Source organism: Bradyrhizobium sp. JR4.1, assembly GCF_040548605.1.
GTDB lineage: Bacteria > Pseudomonadota > Alphaproteobacteria > Rhizobiales > Xanthobacteraceae > Bradyrhizobium > Bradyrhizobium canariense.
The window spans coordinates 228150-243731 of record NZ_JBEPRY010000006.1 but is presented as its reverse complement, the minus strand read 5'-3'; the positions used below and the strand labels follow the sequence as shown (position 1 = coordinate 243731).

Below are 15582 nucleotides of genomic sequence, written 5' to 3'. Positions count from 1 at the left end.
CAGCCGGGGTCGGTCTCAGAACTTGAAGTAGACGAAGTCATGCAGATCCCGACCACCCATGTGGAGCAGCAGTGCGAACAGCCCAAGACCGAGCAGGCCCGCGAGCCACGGATTGGGACGGCGCGTGAGCACCGCCACGATGTCCTGGCTCGCCGGCAGCAGGAAGGCGAACAGCGGCGCTACAATCAGCGGCCACAAATGCTTTCCGCGCTCGAGCGGCAGCGGCGAAACCAGTCCGGCGAAGACATGCCATGCCGCCTCCACCGACCCCGCGCGGAAGACCACGCCGGTCGCGAGCACGAACAGCACGGTAAGCGCCCAGCCGAGCGATGACGGGAAATTCGGGCCATAGCGACGCCACAGCGTGCAGGCGACCAAAGCAAGGCCGTGCAGCACGCCCCACAGCACGAAGGTCCAGCTCGCGCCGTGCCAGAGGCCGCACAGCGCCATCGTGATCATCATCGCGCCGAAGAACTGGATCGGTAGCCAGTGCCGCGGCAGCAGGCGGAGATTGACCAGGGGGTAAAAGACGTAGTCGCGCAGGAACAGCAACAGGGTGATGTGCCAGCGCTGCCAGAAATCCTGGATATTGGTCGAGCGCAGCGGCGCATCGAAATTGTACGGCAGCTGTACGCCGAACAGGAGGCCGAGGCCGATCGCGATGTCGGAATAGCCGGAGAAATCGAACAGGATCTGGAAGGAGAAGCAGAAGGCGAGCCAAGCGTCACCGCTCGCGAGCGGCCCGTTCGCTGCCTGCGCGTAGATGGGATCGACCAGGTGCGCAAGGCCGTCGGCGATCACGATTTTTTCGAACAGGCCGATCGCGATGAAGCAGGTCGCGACGCAGAACTGGCGCTGCCAGCCCGGAACGTAGATCTGCCTGCCGAACTGATGCATCACCTCCGACCAGCGCGCCAGCGGGCCGGCGATCGCCTGCGGGAAGAAGGTGATGTAGAGCGCGTAGCGGTCGAGTGCATAGAGCGGCGCCCTCCCGCGCTTCAAGTCGACCAGATACATGATGTGGTGGAAGGTGAAGAAGGAGATGCCGAGCGGCAGTCCGACATCGAGCACCGGCAACGTCGTACCCAACACCAGACCGAGATTGGCGAGAAGGAAGTTGGCGTATTTGAACAACGCCAGCACCGCGAGATCGAGCATGAGCACCAGCGTCAGCACCGCCGGCCACTTCACGCGCCCATAGGCGACCGAGGCAAGCCAGTTGATCACGATCAAGCCGATCAGGAGCAGGATGAAGGACGGGCTGCCCCAGGCATAGAAGGCGAGCGAAAGCGCGACCTGCACGCCGATGCGCAGATGCGGATAGGATCGGCCAAGCGATAGATCAGCAGCGCCGCGGGCAGGAAGACCAGGAGGAAGGGATAGTCGTTGAACAGCATCGGTTCAAAGCTGCGCCATCGCCGGCGTGAGCCGGCGGATGATGCTCAGCCCGTTTCGAGGTCGGGCGCAGCGTCGCCCGGCTGCCGCAGCATGCGTCGCGCAATCTTCTCCTCGCTCGGCACCTTGACGTCCCAGGCCAATCCGAGCGCTTCCAGGGCGCGGATGAAGATGAAGCCGGGATCGAATTCGAACCAGCGCAGGCCGAAGGCCGCGGAATAGGGAAAGGCGTGGTGATTGTTGTGCCAGCCCTCGCCCCAGGCAAGCCAGGCCATCACACCGAGATTGCGGCTATTGTCGTCGCGGGTGACGAAGGGCTGCGCGCCAAAGCTGTGCATCACGGAGTTGATGGCCGACATGGTCTGCTCGACCACGAACATGCGCACCACGCCGCCCCAGAGCAAGCCGGTCAGCGCGCCCCACAGGCTCATGGTGGCGACGCCGCCGATCGCGGCCGGCAGCACCAGGCCGAGACCGACCCAAGTGTAGTAGTAGCTGTTGACGGCAACCAGCCTGCGATCCGCCATCAGATCCGGGACATAGTGCGCAACGTTGGGATAATCGTGCTCGATCATCCAGGTCAAATGCGCGTGCAGGAAGCCGCGCAGGCGGCCGAACGGGCCCTCGCCGTGCAGCCGCGGCGAATGCAGATCGCCGTCGTGATCGGACAATTCGTGGTGCCGGCGGTGCATTGCCGCCCAGGACAGCATGGGACCGCGGCCGGCCATCGATCCCATCACGACCAGGATCGCACTCATCACCGTGGAGGTCGCAAAGGCGCGGTGGGTGAAGAGCCGGTGATAGCCGACGGTGAGGCCGAGGCCGGTGACCAGCCAAAAGCCGACGAACAGGCCAAGCTCCGCCGCGCCGATCGGGCGGTAGAGCAGAAGCACCAGCGCCAGCAGCGTGCCGACGAAGGGCAAAACGTCGAAGATGATGAAATGCCGGCGCTGCATCCGGCGAAAATGCCGGCTACGGATAATTCGATGATCGCGTTGCTGCTGCACGGGCGGGATTCCAGGGCGCCGACCATGAGTACATACCCCCGCGGCGGCCGCAACCCAAGCCACCGCCCAAGGTTTCAACAGCCACGAAAGCCTATACTATGAGCCGGACATGCCCAAATGCGTTCAAATATCCCTTTCCGCTTGCCCCACGAGCCGCCATGCCGTCACGTGCTGCGACGATCTTGACCGTACTGTCACTTCTCATTGCGGGACCGGCCATGGGGGCTGATTCGGCTTTCGACCTCGAGGCCCATCGCGGCGGGCGGGCACTGCTGCCGGAAAACACGCTTCCGGCCTTCGCCAACGCGCTGTCGATGGGCGTGGACACGCTGGAGCTCGACGTCGGCATCACTGCCGACGGCGAAGTCGTCGTCTCGCATGAGCGCGGGCTCAACCCTGATATCACGCGGGATGCGAGCGGCGCCTATGTGGCGGCTCCCGGCACGCCCTTCGCGAAGCTGCGGCTCGAGCAGGTCAGGAGCTACGACGTCGGCCAGATACGTCCGGACAGTCCATACGCGAAGCAATTTCCCGATCAGCGCGCCGTGCCCGGGACTTGCATTCCGACCTTGAGCGAACTTTTCGCGCTGGTGCGCAAATCCGGCAACAATCGGGTGCGCTTCAACATCGAGACCAAGATCGATCCGAACCATCCGGACGAGACGCTCGATCCGCAAGCTTTCGTCATCAGGCTGCTCGCGCTGATCGAAGCCGAAAAATTCTCCGACCGCGTCATGATACAGTCGTTCGACTGGCGGACCCTGCTGCTCGTCCAGCAGCAGGCACCGAAGATGCCGACGGTGTACCTGACGCTCCAGCGCGGCTCGAGCCAGACGGTGGCGCTGGACAAGGCGACCAGCTGGACAGCCGGGTTCAGCCCGGCCGATCACGGCGGCTCCCTGCCGCGAACCATCAAGGCTGCGGGCGGCGCGATCTGGTCGCCCTATTTCGGCGATGTGACCGCGGCGCTGATCGCCGAGGCACACGCGCTCGGGCTGCACGTCGTGGTCTGGACGGTCAACAAGCCTGAGGACATGGCGCGCATGATCGAGATCGGCGTCGACGGGATCATCTCCGACAGGCCCGATTTGTTGCGGCAAGTCGCGGGCGAGAAGGCAATTGCGTTGCCCGCGGGGACACCGGTGACGCCGTGAGGCTCGATTTGGTGTCCCGGACGCGGTGCAGCGTGCAACGCTGCTCCGCAGAGCCGGGACCCAGAAGCTGCGATGGGCCCCGGCTCTGCAGCGCATCACTTCGTGCTGCGCAGCGCCCGGGGCACGAGACCATGAGTGGCGCGAAGCCTACTCCCCGTCCCTCAAGCGCCGGTACAGCGCGCCCAGAATGTTGGAGTAATCGTCGGTCCAGACCCGCACCCGGTCGTCGGCTTCGGTCTGCTCCCATGATTTCGACGATGCGAGCCTGCCGACGTCGGCATCCTCGCGGGCGGAGATGACGACGTCGGTCGAGAAGATGTAGTCGCCATCGCGCCCCGAATCCTCGTTGTAGACCCAGCTTTTGAGATCGTTGGAATCGGCGATGCCGACCACGACGGTCTCGAGATCGAGGTGGCGGTTGGACACGTGCATCACCACGGCGCCGTGCGGAGCGAGCTTGTCCTTGTAGATCTTCATCGCCTCTTCGGTCGCAAGATGGATCGGGATCGCATCCGACGAATAGGCATCGACGATGATGAGATCATAGGCGCCGTCCGGCTCCTTCGCGAAGGTGAGGCGAGCATCGCCGATCACCGGCTTCAGGCCCGGCATGCAACTCGAGATATAGCGGAAATTCTTCGGATCGCTTGCCGCGTCGACCATGGACTGATCGATCTCGAAGAAGGTCCAGCTCTCGCTAGGCTCGGCGGCGCAGGCGAGCGTGCCCGATCCGACGCCGATCGCCGCGACCTTCAAGGGCGCGCCCTTGCGCTCCCGGATCGCGGTCACGGCCTGACCGATGCCGCCATCCTTGTGGTAGTAGGTGATCGGCTCGGGCCGTCCGGTGACCGGCGTGCCGTCATTGTTGAGGAAGCGCTCGGCGCCGTGGATCGTGGTGCCGTGCATCAGCACGTGGAAATAGCCGCCGGGCGTCACCACGATCTTGTGCACGCCGAAGAAGCTGCGCACCGTGGTGACGCGGCCTTCATCCGCCGGATAAACCCGGATCAACGCCAGCGCGAGCGCGACGGTGGCGAATATCTTCCAGCGGCCGGCGTTGACCGCCAGCGCCAGCAGGGCGGCGAGCACGCCAACGCCGCCGGCCACCCAGACGCGATGATCCTCGAACCAGGTCGACAGCCCGCCCGTCGTCATGGACGGCGCAACGAGCACGACGGCGAGCGCGGCAAGCGCCAGCCAGTACCATTTGATGATGCCCGCCAGCCGCTCGTTCGCGGGCGGCCGGCACAGCGCGGCAAGCGCGACCAGGATCGGATATTCGGCGATCCAGGAGAATGTGAACGGCGCAACGAGCCCTGCGAACAGGCCGCCGACCATGCCGCCGAACGACAGCGCGACATAGAATCCGGTGAGATATTTCGCGGCCGGCCGGGTCCGCGCCAATTCGCCGTGGCAGGCCATCGCGATGACGAAGAAGCACAATTGATGGCCGCCGAGCGTCAGCAGCAGGTTCTGTTCGCCGCCGAACGCCAGCAGGAAGACGACGCCCGCGATCGCGACCGGCTGGAGCATCAGCATCCATTTGTGCGGCAGCAGCGGCCGCGACTGGAACACCACCACCCAGGTCAAGAGATACAGCGACAGCGGCAGCACCCACAGCAGGGGCGCTGCCGCAACGTCGGTCGAGATGTGCGCGGTGACGGCGATGAGCAGGCCGGACGGCACTCCGGCGAGGAATATCCAGCGCAGCCGCGTCACGAAACCGGGCGCCGGCGCATTCAAATCCTCGGTTCGCACATCGACCATGGCGAGCTTCGGCGAGCGCAACAGCAGCACGCCGCAGGCGGCGATCAGGACGATCAGAATGCCGTAACCGCCGGTCCAGAGCCGGTTCTGCGTGTGCAGCGTGAACATCGGCTCCAGCAGGAATGGATAGGACAGCAGGGCGAGGAAGCTGCCGATGTTGGAGGACGCATAGAGGAAATAGGGATCATGTCCGGCAGGATGCCCGGTGCGGACGAACCAGGCCTGCAGCAACGGATTGTTGGCGGCGAGCGCGAAGAACGGCAGTCCGATCGAGATCACGAACAGGCCAAGCAGCCAGATCGCGTAGCCCGAAGCGGGCGGATCGCCATAGGCGGACGCGATGCCGAGCGGCAGCGTGGCGAAGGCCGCGATCAGCAGCAGGAGATGCACCACCACCGGAACGATGCGATTCCTCACCTGCATCAACACATGCGCATAGGCGTAGCCCGCCAGCAGCAACGACTGGAAGAACACCATCGCCACCGACCACACCGCCGGCGAGCCGCCGAGCCGCGGCAGGACCATCTTGGTGAACAGCGGCTGCACCGAGAACAGCAACAGCGCGCTGACGAAGATCGCTGCGGTGTAGACCGTCAGCAGCAGCCGGTTGCGTGACGAGGACGGCTGCTCCGTGGCGGCGGGTTGCACGATCGAATCCATGGAAGCTCCGGCATAACTCCGGCGGGTGCCGGGCGCGCGCAATGGAGCACAAGGCGCCTGAACGGGCAATAAAGGGTCTCGTGATGTTGCAGCGGGAAATGCTTGATATAAGACGGTCGTGCCGGGGCGATGCGACGGGACCGCGAAGCGCGGCCCGGAGCATCGAACCCGGAACCTCGAGATTCTCCGATGCGGAGCCCGCATCACAGTTCGGGCTTCGCGCACCCCGGAATGACACCACTAGGGCCGCATGATCGAAACCGACGTCATCATCATCGGCGCTGGCCATAACGGCCTCACCTGCGCGGCCTATCTCGCGATGGCCGGCTTGCGCGTGCGCGTGGTCGAGCGCCGCAAGGTGGTCGGCGGGGCCGCGGTCACGGAGGAATTTCATCCGGGCTTCCGCAATTCGGTCGCGGCCTACACTGTGAGCCTGCTCAATCCGCAGGTGATCCGCGACTTGAAGCTGGCCGAACAGGGCCTCAGGATCGTCGAACGGCGCGCGCAGAATTTTCTGCCCGCGGCAGACGGCAGCTATCTTCTCACCGGCGAGGGGCGGACGCAGGCGTCCGTCGCACGGCTGAGCGCGCGCGACGCAAACGCGCTCGACGGGTTTTCGCGCGAGCTGGAAGATATCGCCGACGTGCTTCGGCAGTTCGTGCTGCGCGCGCCGCCCAACCTGCTCGATGGTTTCGGCACGGCATCGATCCGCGAGGCCGTGAACGCATTCCAGAGCGCCAATATCCTGCGCGGGCTGTCGCTGGAGCAGAGCCGCAGCCTGCTCGATCTCTTCACCCGCTCGGCTGGCGAGATGCTGGACGAACGTTTCGAGCACGATCTGATCAAGGCGCTGTTCGGCTTCGATGCCATCGTCGGCAATTATGCCAGCCCTTACGCCGCGGGCTCGGCCTATGTGATGCTGCATCACGCGTTTGGCGAGGTGAACGGCAAGAAGGGCGTCTGGGGTCACGCCATCGGCGGCATGGGCGCGATCACGCAGGCCATGGCGCGCGCCGCACGCGACCGCGGCGTCGTGATCGACACCGATGCAGGCGTGCGCGAGGTCATCCTCGAGCGCGACCGCGCGGTCGGCGTAGCGCTGGAGAACGGCACGACCATCCGCGCGAGCTATGTCGCATCCAACGTCAATCCGAAGCTGCTCTATACGCGGCTGGTCGCCGCCGATGCGCTTCCCCAAAACTTTCTCGACCGCATCCGGCACTGGAAGAACGGCTCCGGCACCTTCCGCATGAACGTGGCACTGGACCGCCTGCCCTCCTTCACGGCACTGCCGGGCGTCGGCGATCATCTCACCTCCGGCATCATCCTGGCTCCCAGTCTCGGCTACATGGACCGCGCCTTTCTCGATGCCCGCGCGCACGGCTGGAGCCGAGAGCCCGTCGTGGAAATGCTGATCCCCTCGACGCTCGACGATACGCTCGCGCCCGCAGGACAACATGTCGCGAGCCTGTTCTGCCAGCATGTCGCGCCGGAGCTTCCCGATGGAAAGTCGTGGGACGACCATCGCGACGAGGTCGCCGACCTCATGATCGCGACGGTGGACAAATACGCGCCGGGTTTTGCGACCAGCGTGCTCGGCCGCCAAATCCTGTCACCGCTCGATCTCGAACGGCAGTTCGGCCTGCTCGGCGGCGACATCTTCCACGGAGCGCTGACGCTGAACCAGCTGTTCTCGGCCCGGCCGATGCTGGGCCACGCCGATTATCGCGGGCCCGTGAGGGGCCTCTATCATTGCGGCTCCGGCGCCCACCCCGGCGGCGGCGTCACCGGCGCGCCCGGTCACAACGCCGCGCAGGCAATCCTGAGGGATCACCGGTCGTTGTTCGGAAGCCGTGGATAAGCCTGCGGATGGGCTGTGGACAGACTGTTGGCAAAGCTGTGAAGGAGCGGTGGGTTACGCCCCCTCCAAGCCTGGTACAAATTGGTGGAAAAGCCGGGGATGAACGGCGGGACAATCCGTGGACAAAGCCCGGAAAAACCAGCGGAGAGCCTGTGGGCATTCTGTGCAAGCCAATTCCCAAAAACGACTTCGCCCGCCAGGAGGCAATTCCCCCGACGGGCGCGGCTCGGAAGCAGTCGTATGGAGAATTGGCCCCGCCGGGAAATGGAAGGCGGAAATTACTTCAAGGAGCTGCTAATCGAAGTGAACTTGTCGTTCAGGGTGGTGCCCAGGCCGTTCACCACGGTGATGATCGCCAGCGCGATACCGGCTGCGATCAGGCCGTACTCGATTGCGGTTGCACCTGAATCGTCGGTCCAGAACTTCAAAATCATGCGCTTCAAGTCTCGCCTCCTATTCCATTTCGAACTGTGTGGGTTGCCCAACACCCGCAAATCTACGTGGCACAACCTGCGGTCGGGTTAACCTCGTGATTGCAAGTTATGCGAAAAATCGGGAACAAAAGTTCCAAAAATTGAACCGGACGGAACCCAGAGAATGCAGCCTTCCCCCACCCATCGCGCCAGTTTTTCGATCGGCGGCGAGATCGCCGCCAGGCGCATTGTCGACGTCCTCACCGAAATGTTCTTCGAGGACGATGCGGCGGTCGCCGCCTTCGAGCAGCCGAACGGACAGTGGGACGTTGCGCTGCATTTCGCGAACGCGCCGGACCGGGCTTGGCTGCGCGAACTCGTTGCAACCGCAGCAGGAAATGAGATCGCGGACACGCTGGCCTTCGACACCGTCGAAGCCAGGGACTGGGTCAAGGCGAGCCTGGAAGATCTCGTCCCGGTGCCGGCCGGACGCTTCGTCGTCCACGGCAGCCATGATCGCGACCGCGTGGCGCCGAACAAGGTCGCCATCGAGATCGAGGCGGCTCTCGCCTTCGGCACCGGCCATCACGGTACCACGCGCGGCTGTTTACTCCTGCTTGACCATGTCCTGAAAAGCACGCGGCCCGGCCGGGTGCTCGACCTCGGCACCGGGACCGGCGTGCTCGGGATAGCGGCGGCGAAGGCGCTGCATCGCGCGGTGCTGGCCTCCGACATCGACCCGGCCTCGGTCAAGGTGGCAGCCGAGAACGCCGCGTTGAACGAGGTCGGTCACCATGTGCGAGCAATCCGCGCCACCGGCTTCGCGGCGGCTGATTTCGGCAGATGCGGCCCGTTCGACCTGGTGCTGGCCAACATCCTTGCCAATCCGTTACGGCAATTGGCGGGCCCGTTGACGCGGCACCTCGCACCTGGCGGGCGCGTCATCCTCTCCGGCCTGTTGACGCCCCAGGTCCCCGCCGTGATCGCCGCCTACCGCGCGCGCGGCCTCGTGCCTCTGAAGCACTTGCGGATCGAGGGGTGGAGCAGCCTGTTGCTGCGGAAGATGGGGTGAGTCGGGGGGGCTGCCGTAGGTGCCGCTACTTTGCGGCCTTCTCGTCCCGGCGCATCGCGCGCTCGGCCTGCGAGGCGCGCCTCGCGCGGCGTTCAGCGAAACGGTCGATCATCTGGTTGATGAGGCCGCGCGGTTTCTTCGGTGCTGCCGGAGCCGGGGCGCGGCGCACCGGCGGCGTAATCTTCTCAAACGTGAACGCTGGCATTGAGTGTCCCCTCGTCGTTGAGATGAACAACTTGCTCGAATTTCCCTGTTATCCGGACGAAGCGCAACTGCCGCATCCTGTACTCCACTCAATTCGAATGGAACTTGTTCAAGCACAGTCCATGCCAGATGCGACCTCAAATGCGTCTACATTGCGGACTGATCCGCATGATCCTAAAGTGATCCACCATGTTCGAAGCGCACTTCCAGACATTCGAGGAGCCCGAGGCCGGCGTCGCATTGACGGCGCGGCTGGCCGCGCTCCGTGAAGAACTCGCCCGCCGCAAGCTGACCGGTTTCGTGATTCCACGCGCCGATCAGCAGCAGAATGAGTACGTGCCGCCGTCGGAAGAGCGTTTGGCCTGGCTGACCGGTTTTACGGGCTCGGCGGGACTGGCGGTGGTGCTGACGCACGAGGCCGCATTGTTCGTCGATGGCCGCTACACGATCCAGGCGGCCAAGCAGGTCGATTCAAGGGCGTGGGCCGTGGAATCTCTGATCGATCCCCCGCCGGAAAGCTGGATATCGGCACACCTGAAGGCCGGCGACCGCCTAGGATTTGATCCGTGGCTGCACACTTTTGCGGCAGCCGAGCGTTTGTCCGCCGCCTGCGCCAAGGCCGGTGCCGAATTGGTCGCCGTCGACAGCAATCCGGTCGATGCGATCTGGCAGGACCGGCCACAGCCGCCGATTGCGCCGGTCACGGTGCACGGGATGCAACATGCCGGCGTGACTGAAGCCGAGAAGCTGACGCAGATCAGAAGCGAGATCGGCAAGCTTGGCGTCGATGCGTTGGTGCTGTCCGACAGCCATGCCGTGGCCTGGACCTTCAACATCCGCGGCGCCGACGTCGCGCATACGCCGCTGCCGCTGTCCTATGCGCTGGTGCCGAAGGACGGTCGTCCCACCATCTTCATCGATCACCGCAAGCTCTCAAATTTGACCCGCGACCATCTCGAACAGTCCGCCGACGTGCGCGAGCCCGATGCGATGGCGCCGACCCTGATGGCGCTCGCCAAGAGCGGTGGATCGATCGCGCTCGACAATGCGACCGCGGCCGACGCCCTCAGCCGGTTGATCACGGGTGCCGGCGGCAAGCCGGTGCGCGGCAGCGATCCGATCGCGCTGCTCAAGGCGGTCAAGAACACGACCGAAATCAAGGGCACGCAAACGGCGCACCGGCGCGACGCCGTAGCGCTGGCACGCTTCCTCGCGTTCATCGACCGCGAGGCGGCAAGCGGCAAGCTCACCGAGATCGACGCGGTCGAGGCGCTGGAGACGTTCCGCCGCGATACCGGCGCACTGAAGGACGTGTCGTTCCCGACCATATCGGGCACCGGCCCGAATGGCGCGATCGTGCACTACCGCGTCACCCGCAAGAGCAACCGGCGGATCGTACCCGGCGATCTGCTGCTGATCGATTCAGGTGCACAATACGAAGACGGCACCACCGACGTCACCCGGACCATGGCCGTGGGCGAGCCGACCGACGAGATGCGCGACCGCTTCACGCGTGTGCTGCGCGGTCACATCGCGATCGCGCGGGCGATATTTCCCGACGGCGCCACCGGTGCGCAGCTCGACACGCTGGCACGGCAATATCTCTGGGCCGCCGGCGTCGATTTCGAGCATGGCACCGGCCACGGCGTCGGCAGCTATCTCTCGGTGCACGAAGGACCGGCGCGGATATCGAAGCTCGGTACCACGCCGCTGAAGCGCGGCATGATCCTGTCCAACGAGCCCGGCTACTACAAGACCGACGGTTTCGGCATCCGCATCGAGAACCTCGAACTGGTGGTCGCTGCCGACATCAAGGGCGCGGAAAAATCGATGAACGCGTTCGAGACGCTGACCCTGGCGCCGATCGACCGCCGGCTGATCGATGTCGGCATGCTGGGCAAGGACGAACTCGACTGGCTCAACGCCTACCACGCGCGCGTCAGGACCGAGGTGCGGCCGGCGCTGGACGCGACGACGAAGGCCTGGCTGGACCAGGCCACGGCGGAGTTGAAGGCGTAAGCGCGTCGTTCACGGTCTCGACGCATAGCACCACGCGATTTGCGCAATGCTCATTTCCACCCCCGCTGTCGTTCCCCGCGAAGGCGGGGAATCCAGTATTCCAGAGACAGCAAACGTATGCGGAGACGCCGCGGCGTACTGGATCGCCCGGTCAAGCCGGGCGATGATACCGAGTTTTTGACGCGAGCAGCGCGCCAAATCCGTCCTCATCGCGCCGCCATTATAACCGTCCCGGAATCCGTATAGCCGCATTCCGAAACGCCGATATGCGTCTTGCGCGAGCGCGCTACAGTCCGATTCGAATTTCTGCGAGACGGACACGCATGCACGGCATGATCAGCAAGCCGCCGGAAACGGCGCAACACAACCTCGCGACCTCGCGCGTGGTTTTGCTGCTGCTCGTCGTCATGACCGGCATCGCGCCGATCTCGCTTTACATGCTGGTTCCGGCGCTGCCGGTGCTGGCGACGACATTTGGCAGCGACATCTCGGCCGCGCAGATGACAGTCTCGCTGTACATGGTCGGCATCGCGCTGTCGCAACTGATCATGGGCCCGCTGTCGGACCGTTTCGGGCGACGACCGGTGCTGCTCGGAGGACTGGCGCTGATGGTGGTCGCCAGCGTCGCCTGCATCTTCGCGGAAACCCTGCCGCAGCTGATCGCCGCGCGCTTTTTCCAGGCGCTGGGCGGCGCAGCCGGCATGGTGGTGAGCCGCGCCATCATCCGCGACATCTACGAGCGCGATCGCGTCGCCTCGATGATCAGCCTCGTCATCGCGGCGCTGATGATCGGGCAGATGGTCTCCCCGCTCACCGGCGGCCTGATCGAGACCGCATTCGGCTGGCGCGCGATCTTCTACGCCATCACCGTCGCCGCGATCATTGTCGCCGTCGGCATCGCATTCGCGCTGCCCGAGACCCGCCGAGACCGCGCCGCCGGCAGCGGCTTTCGCGGCGACGTCGGCATCCTGATGCGCAACCGCGCCTTCGTCGGCTACGTGATGTGCCAGGTGCTGGCCTCGCAGATCATCTTCACCTTCGCCGGCGGCGGCCCCTATATCGTGGTGACGCAGATGGGCAGGACCAGCGCTGAATACGGCGCGTGGTTCGCGACGACGGGTTTTGCCTATCTCGTCGGCAATCTGCTCTGCGTGCGCTTCGCGCCCAGGCACTCGTTGGAGAAGTTGATCTGGTTCGGCCTCGCGCTCCAGCTTTGCGGCAGCCTGTTGAACCTGCTGTGGAGTTTCACCGGCTGGAACGAGGCACCCGCCTGGCTGTTCGGCACGCAGATGATCGTGATGGTCGGCAATGCTTTCGTGATGGCGAACTCGGCCGCCGGCGCGATCAGCGTCCGTCCCGAGGCCGCCGGCACCGCATCAGGTGCGATGGGCTTTCTCCAGCAGGGCATCGGCGCGCTCATGTCGCAATTCGGCGCCTATCTCGGCGGCCATTCCGCGACCACGCTGCCGCTCACCGCCGCGGTGCTGGCGATCTCCCTGCTCTGCGCCTGCACGATGATCTTCGTCGTACCCCGCCGCGAGGTCATGGTGAGCGAGACGCTGATCGAGCAGGCGGAAGAGGAAGAGAGCGGGATGATGTGAGGGATGGCGAGCGACGGCCGTTCCAACACTCTCGGTGTCATCCCCGCGAAGGCGGGGATCCAGTACGCCGCGGCTTCTCCGTACCCTTGTCTCTGGAGTACTGGATTCCCCGCCTTCGCGGGGAATGACGGCGGAGCGAGACGCGCCAGCGCGCCCCCTCACTCCCCGATCAGCGTCAGCCACTCGTCCTCGGTCAGCACCTTGACGCCATGCTTGTTGGCTTCCGCGAGCTTCGAACCCGCGCCTGGACCGGCGACGACGAGATCGGTTTTCTTGGACACCGATCCGGACACCTTTGCACCTAGCCGCTCAGCGGTGGCCTTGGCCTCGTCGCGCGTCATCTTCTCCAGCGAGCCCGTGAACACCACGGTCTTGCCGGCGACGGCGGAGTTGCTCTTCGGCTTCTCGGCGTCGATGATCTCGACCTCCTTGGTGAGCCGCTCGACGATGCCGCGATTATGGCTCTCGCCGAAATAGTCGGCGATGCTCTTGATCACGGTCTCGCCGATCTGGTCGAGCGCGTCCATCTCGGCCATCGCCTCCTCGTCGCCCTTGGCGACCTTGAGGCTGGCATCGTGGAAGGCGTGCCAGGAGCCGTAGCCGCGTGCCAACGCCAGCGCCGTGGTCTCGCCGATATGGCGCATGCCGAGCGCGTAGATAAAGCGCTCCAATGCAATCTTCCGACGGCTCTCGATCGCGCCGAACAGATTGCGCACAGAGGTTGCGCCGTAACCCTCGATGTCCTCCAGCTTGAGTTTCGAATTGCGCTTTTCCAGCGTGAAGATGTCGGCTGGCTCCTTCACAAAACCCTCGTCGAAGAAGTACTGGAGCTGCTTCTCGCCAAGACCGTCGATGTCGAAGGCGCGCCGCGACACGAACAGCTTCAGATGCTCGATCTTCTGGTAGGGGCAGGCGAACTCGCCGGTGCAGCGAGCGCGTGAGCCCTCTTCGCCTGCCGCCGTCTCCTCGCGCGTGACGTCGGTGTGCAACGGGCACGGGCACTTCTTCGGAAACTGGAATTCCTTGGCAGCCTTCGGCCGCTTGTCGAGAACGACGTCGACCACCTGCGGGATGACGTCGCCGGCGCGCTGGATCACGACGGTGTCGCCGATCCTGATGTCGCGGCCCTCGCGCAGCACCTCGCCCTTGTTGCCGATGCCCTTGATGTAGTCCTCGTTGTGCAGCGTGACATTCTGCACGATCACGCCGCCGACGCCGACGGGTTCGAGCTTGCCGACCGGCGTGAACGAACCGGTGCGACCGACCTGGATCTCGATGTCGCGCAGCACCGTCATGGCGCGTTCGGCCGGGAATTTGTGGGCGATGCCCCAGCGCGGCGTGCGCGAGACGAAGCCGAGCCGTTCCTGCCAGTCGATGCGATCGACCTTGTAGACGACCCCGTCGATGTCGTAGTCGAGTTTTGCGCGCTGCTCCTCGATCGCACGATGAAACGCCAGCAGCTCCTCGACGGAGTGACAGAGCTTGGTCAGCGGGTTGGTCTTGAAGCCGCAGCGCTCGAACCAGCCGATCATGCCGCTCTGCGTGGCCTCCGGCATCGCGCTCATCTCGCCCCAGGCATAGGCGAAGAAGCCGAGGGGGCGCGAGGCGGTGATGGTCGGATCCTTCTGCCGGAGCGAGCCCGCGGCCGAATTGCGCGGATTAGCGAAGATGGTGCCGCCTTCCGCCTTCTGCCGCTCGTTGAGCGCGAGGAACGCCTTCTTGGTCATGTAGACCTCGCCGCGCACTTCGCAGATATCGGGCACGTTGCGGCCCTTCAGCTTTTGCGGCACATCTTCGAGGGTGCGGATGTTGGCGGTGACGTCCTCGCCGACCGCGCCGTCGCCGCGCGTCGCGGCGGTGACGAGCTCACCACCCTCGTAGCGCAGCGACATCGAGAGGCCGTCGATCTTCGGCTCGGCGGAGAAATCGATCTTCTCGTCGTCGAGCTTCAGGAAGCGCACGATGCGGCCGACGAAGTCGCGCAGATCCTCTTCCGCAAAGGCGTTGTCGAGCGACAGCATGGGGACGGCATGCCGCACCTTCTTAAAGCGGCCTGACGGTGCAGCACCGACTTTCTGCGACGGCGAGTCCGCACTGACGAATTCCGGAAAGCGCTTCTCGATCGCATTGAAGCGCTGGCGCAGCGCGTCGTACTCGGCATCGGTGACGGTGGGCGCGTCGTCCTGGTAGTAGCGTTCGTTATGCCCCTCGATCTCGAGCGCGAGCCGCATGTGCTCGACCTTGGCCTGCGCCTTGGTGAGGTCGGCGACGTCGCGAAGCGGTGCTGGTTTCGATTTTGCTGCTCTGGCCATGGTGCTTGGATACGATGGAGCGGGCGGGAGGGTAAAGGTGGGTTGAGGTCTCGCGCCCCGGACGCAGCGCAGCGCTTCTTTGGCGGTGCGCTGCAGAGCCGGGGCCCATCGGGGCGA

The 15582-nt window shown here is 64.8% G+C and carries 11 protein-coding genes; 5 read left to right on the top strand and 6 right to left on the bottom strand.

Annotation, left to right across the window (positions count from 1 at the left end; translation table 11 throughout):
• Window positions 1-15: 15 nt before the first annotated feature.
• Together ABIB90_RS16285 and ABIB90_RS16280 are read right to left on the bottom strand one after the other, a co-directional pair.
• A complete protein-coding gene (locus ABIB90_RS16285; RefSeq protein WP_354201129.1) occupies window positions 16-1302 on the bottom strand; it encodes an MBOAT family O-acyltransferase in 1287 nt (428 codons plus the stop codon).
• Between the two features lie 140 nt (window positions 1303-1442).
• Entirely contained in the window at window positions 1443-2402 is a 960-nt protein-coding gene (locus ABIB90_RS16280; protein WP_311985886.1) for an acyl-CoA desaturase, read from the bottom strand.
• Between the two features lie 158 nt (window positions 2403-2560).
• Here ABIB90_RS16280 and ABIB90_RS16275 point away from each other — a divergent pair, with 158 nt between their 5' ends.
• Window positions 2561-3556 carry a glycerophosphodiester phosphodiesterase gene (locus tag ABIB90_RS16275; RefSeq protein WP_502918238.1) on the top strand — a complete coding sequence of 332 codons (996 nt, stop codon included), beginning with the start codon at window positions 2561-2563 and terminating at the stop codon, window positions 3554-3556.
• 147 nt (window positions 3557-3703) lie between these two features.
• Here ABIB90_RS16275 and ABIB90_RS16270 read toward each other — a convergent pair whose 3' ends face one another.
• On the bottom strand, window positions 3704-5983 hold the full coding sequence (locus tag ABIB90_RS16270; protein ID WP_354201127.1) for a spermidine synthase: 2280 nt from the start codon (window positions 5981-5983) through the stop codon (window positions 3704-3706).
• 250 nt (window positions 5984-6233) lie between these two features.
• Here ABIB90_RS16270 and ABIB90_RS16265 point away from each other — a divergent pair, with 250 nt between their 5' ends.
• A complete protein-coding gene (locus ABIB90_RS16265) occupies window positions 6234-7844 on the top strand; it encodes a phytoene desaturase family protein (RefSeq protein ID WP_354171152.1) in 1611 nt (536 codons plus the stop codon).
• A 278-nt stretch (window positions 7845-8122) separates the two neighbouring features.
• On the opposite strand, the gene ABIB90_RS16260 is transcribed toward ABIB90_RS16265, so the two are convergent.
• Window positions 8123-8278 (bottom strand): Flp family type IVb pilin, encoded by a 156-nt coding sequence (locus tag ABIB90_RS16260; RefSeq protein ID WP_007600877.1) that lies wholly within the window; start codon window positions 8276-8278, stop codon window positions 8123-8125.
• Between the two features lie 163 nt (window positions 8279-8441).
• Here ABIB90_RS16260 and ABIB90_RS16255 point away from each other — a divergent pair, with 163 nt between their 5' ends.
• Window positions 8442-9329 carry a 50S ribosomal protein L11 methyltransferase gene (locus ABIB90_RS16255; protein WP_354201126.1) on the top strand — a complete coding sequence of 296 codons (888 nt, stop codon included), beginning with the start codon at window positions 8442-8444 and terminating at the stop codon, window positions 9327-9329.
• Window positions 9330-9354: 25 nt separating this feature from the next.
• Here the strand turns inward: ABIB90_RS16255 and ABIB90_RS16250 are convergent, their stop codons facing one another.
• A complete protein-coding gene (locus ABIB90_RS16250) occupies window positions 9355-9534 on the bottom strand; it encodes a hypothetical protein (protein ID WP_007600875.1) in 180 nt (59 codons plus the stop codon).
• Window positions 9535-9722: 188 nt separating this feature from the next.
• On the opposite strand from ABIB90_RS16250, the gene ABIB90_RS16245 reads away from it, so the two are divergent.
• Together ABIB90_RS16245 and ABIB90_RS16240 are read left to right on the top strand one after the other, a co-directional pair.
• Window positions 9723-11552, top strand: a complete 1830-nt coding sequence (locus ABIB90_RS16245; RefSeq protein WP_354171147.1) for an aminopeptidase P family protein — start codon at window positions 9723-9725, stop codon at window positions 11550-11552.
• Between the two features lie 323 nt (window positions 11553-11875).
• The gene (locus ABIB90_RS16240; protein WP_354201125.1) at window positions 11876-13153 is read left to right on the top strand and encodes a multidrug effflux MFS transporter; all 1278 of its coding nucleotides are present in this window, start codon (window positions 11876-11878) and stop codon (window positions 13151-13153) included.
• Between the two features lie 158 nt (window positions 13154-13311).
• Here the strand turns inward: ABIB90_RS16240 and ligA are convergent, their stop codons facing one another.
• A complete protein-coding gene (gene ligA / locus ABIB90_RS16235) occupies window positions 13312-15465 on the bottom strand; it encodes an NAD-dependent DNA ligase LigA (RefSeq protein ID WP_354201124.1) in 2154 nt (717 codons plus the stop codon).
• Window positions 15466-15582 lie beyond the last annotated feature (117 nt).

Bases quoted from the DNA above. Each gene is read 5' to 3' on its own strand.
- ABIB90_RS16270 (WP_354201127.1), bottom strand. From the start codon at position 5,983: ATGGATTCGATCGTGCAACCCGCCGCCACGGAGCAGCCGTCCTCGTCA.
- ABIB90_RS16250 (WP_007600875.1), bottom strand. From the start codon at position 9,534: ATGCCAGCGTTCACGTTTGAGAAGATTACGCCGCCGGTGCGCCGCGCC.
- ABIB90_RS16275 (WP_502918238.1), top strand. From the start codon at position 2,561: ATGCCGTCACGTGCTGCGACGATCTTGACCGTACTGTCACTTCTCATT.
- ligA (WP_354201124.1), bottom strand. From the start codon at position 15,465: ATGGCCAGAGCAGCAAAATCGAAACCAGCACCGCTTCGCGACGTCGCC.
- ABIB90_RS16245 (WP_354171147.1), top strand. From the start codon at position 9,723: ATGTTCGAAGCGCACTTCCAGACATTCGAGGAGCCCGAGGCCGGCGTC.
- ABIB90_RS16240 (WP_354201125.1), top strand. From the start codon at position 11,876: ATGCACGGCATGATCAGCAAGCCGCCGGAAACGGCGCAACACAACCTC.
- ABIB90_RS16255 (WP_354201126.1), top strand. From the start codon at position 8,442: ATGCAGCCTTCCCCCACCCATCGCGCCAGTTTTTCGATCGGCGGCGAG.
- ABIB90_RS16260 (WP_007600877.1), bottom strand. From the start codon at position 8,278: ATGATTTTGAAGTTCTGGACCGACGATTCAGGTGCAACCGCAATCGAG.
- ABIB90_RS16265 (WP_354171152.1), top strand. From the start codon at position 6,234: ATGATCGAAACCGACGTCATCATCATCGGCGCTGGCCATAACGGCCTC.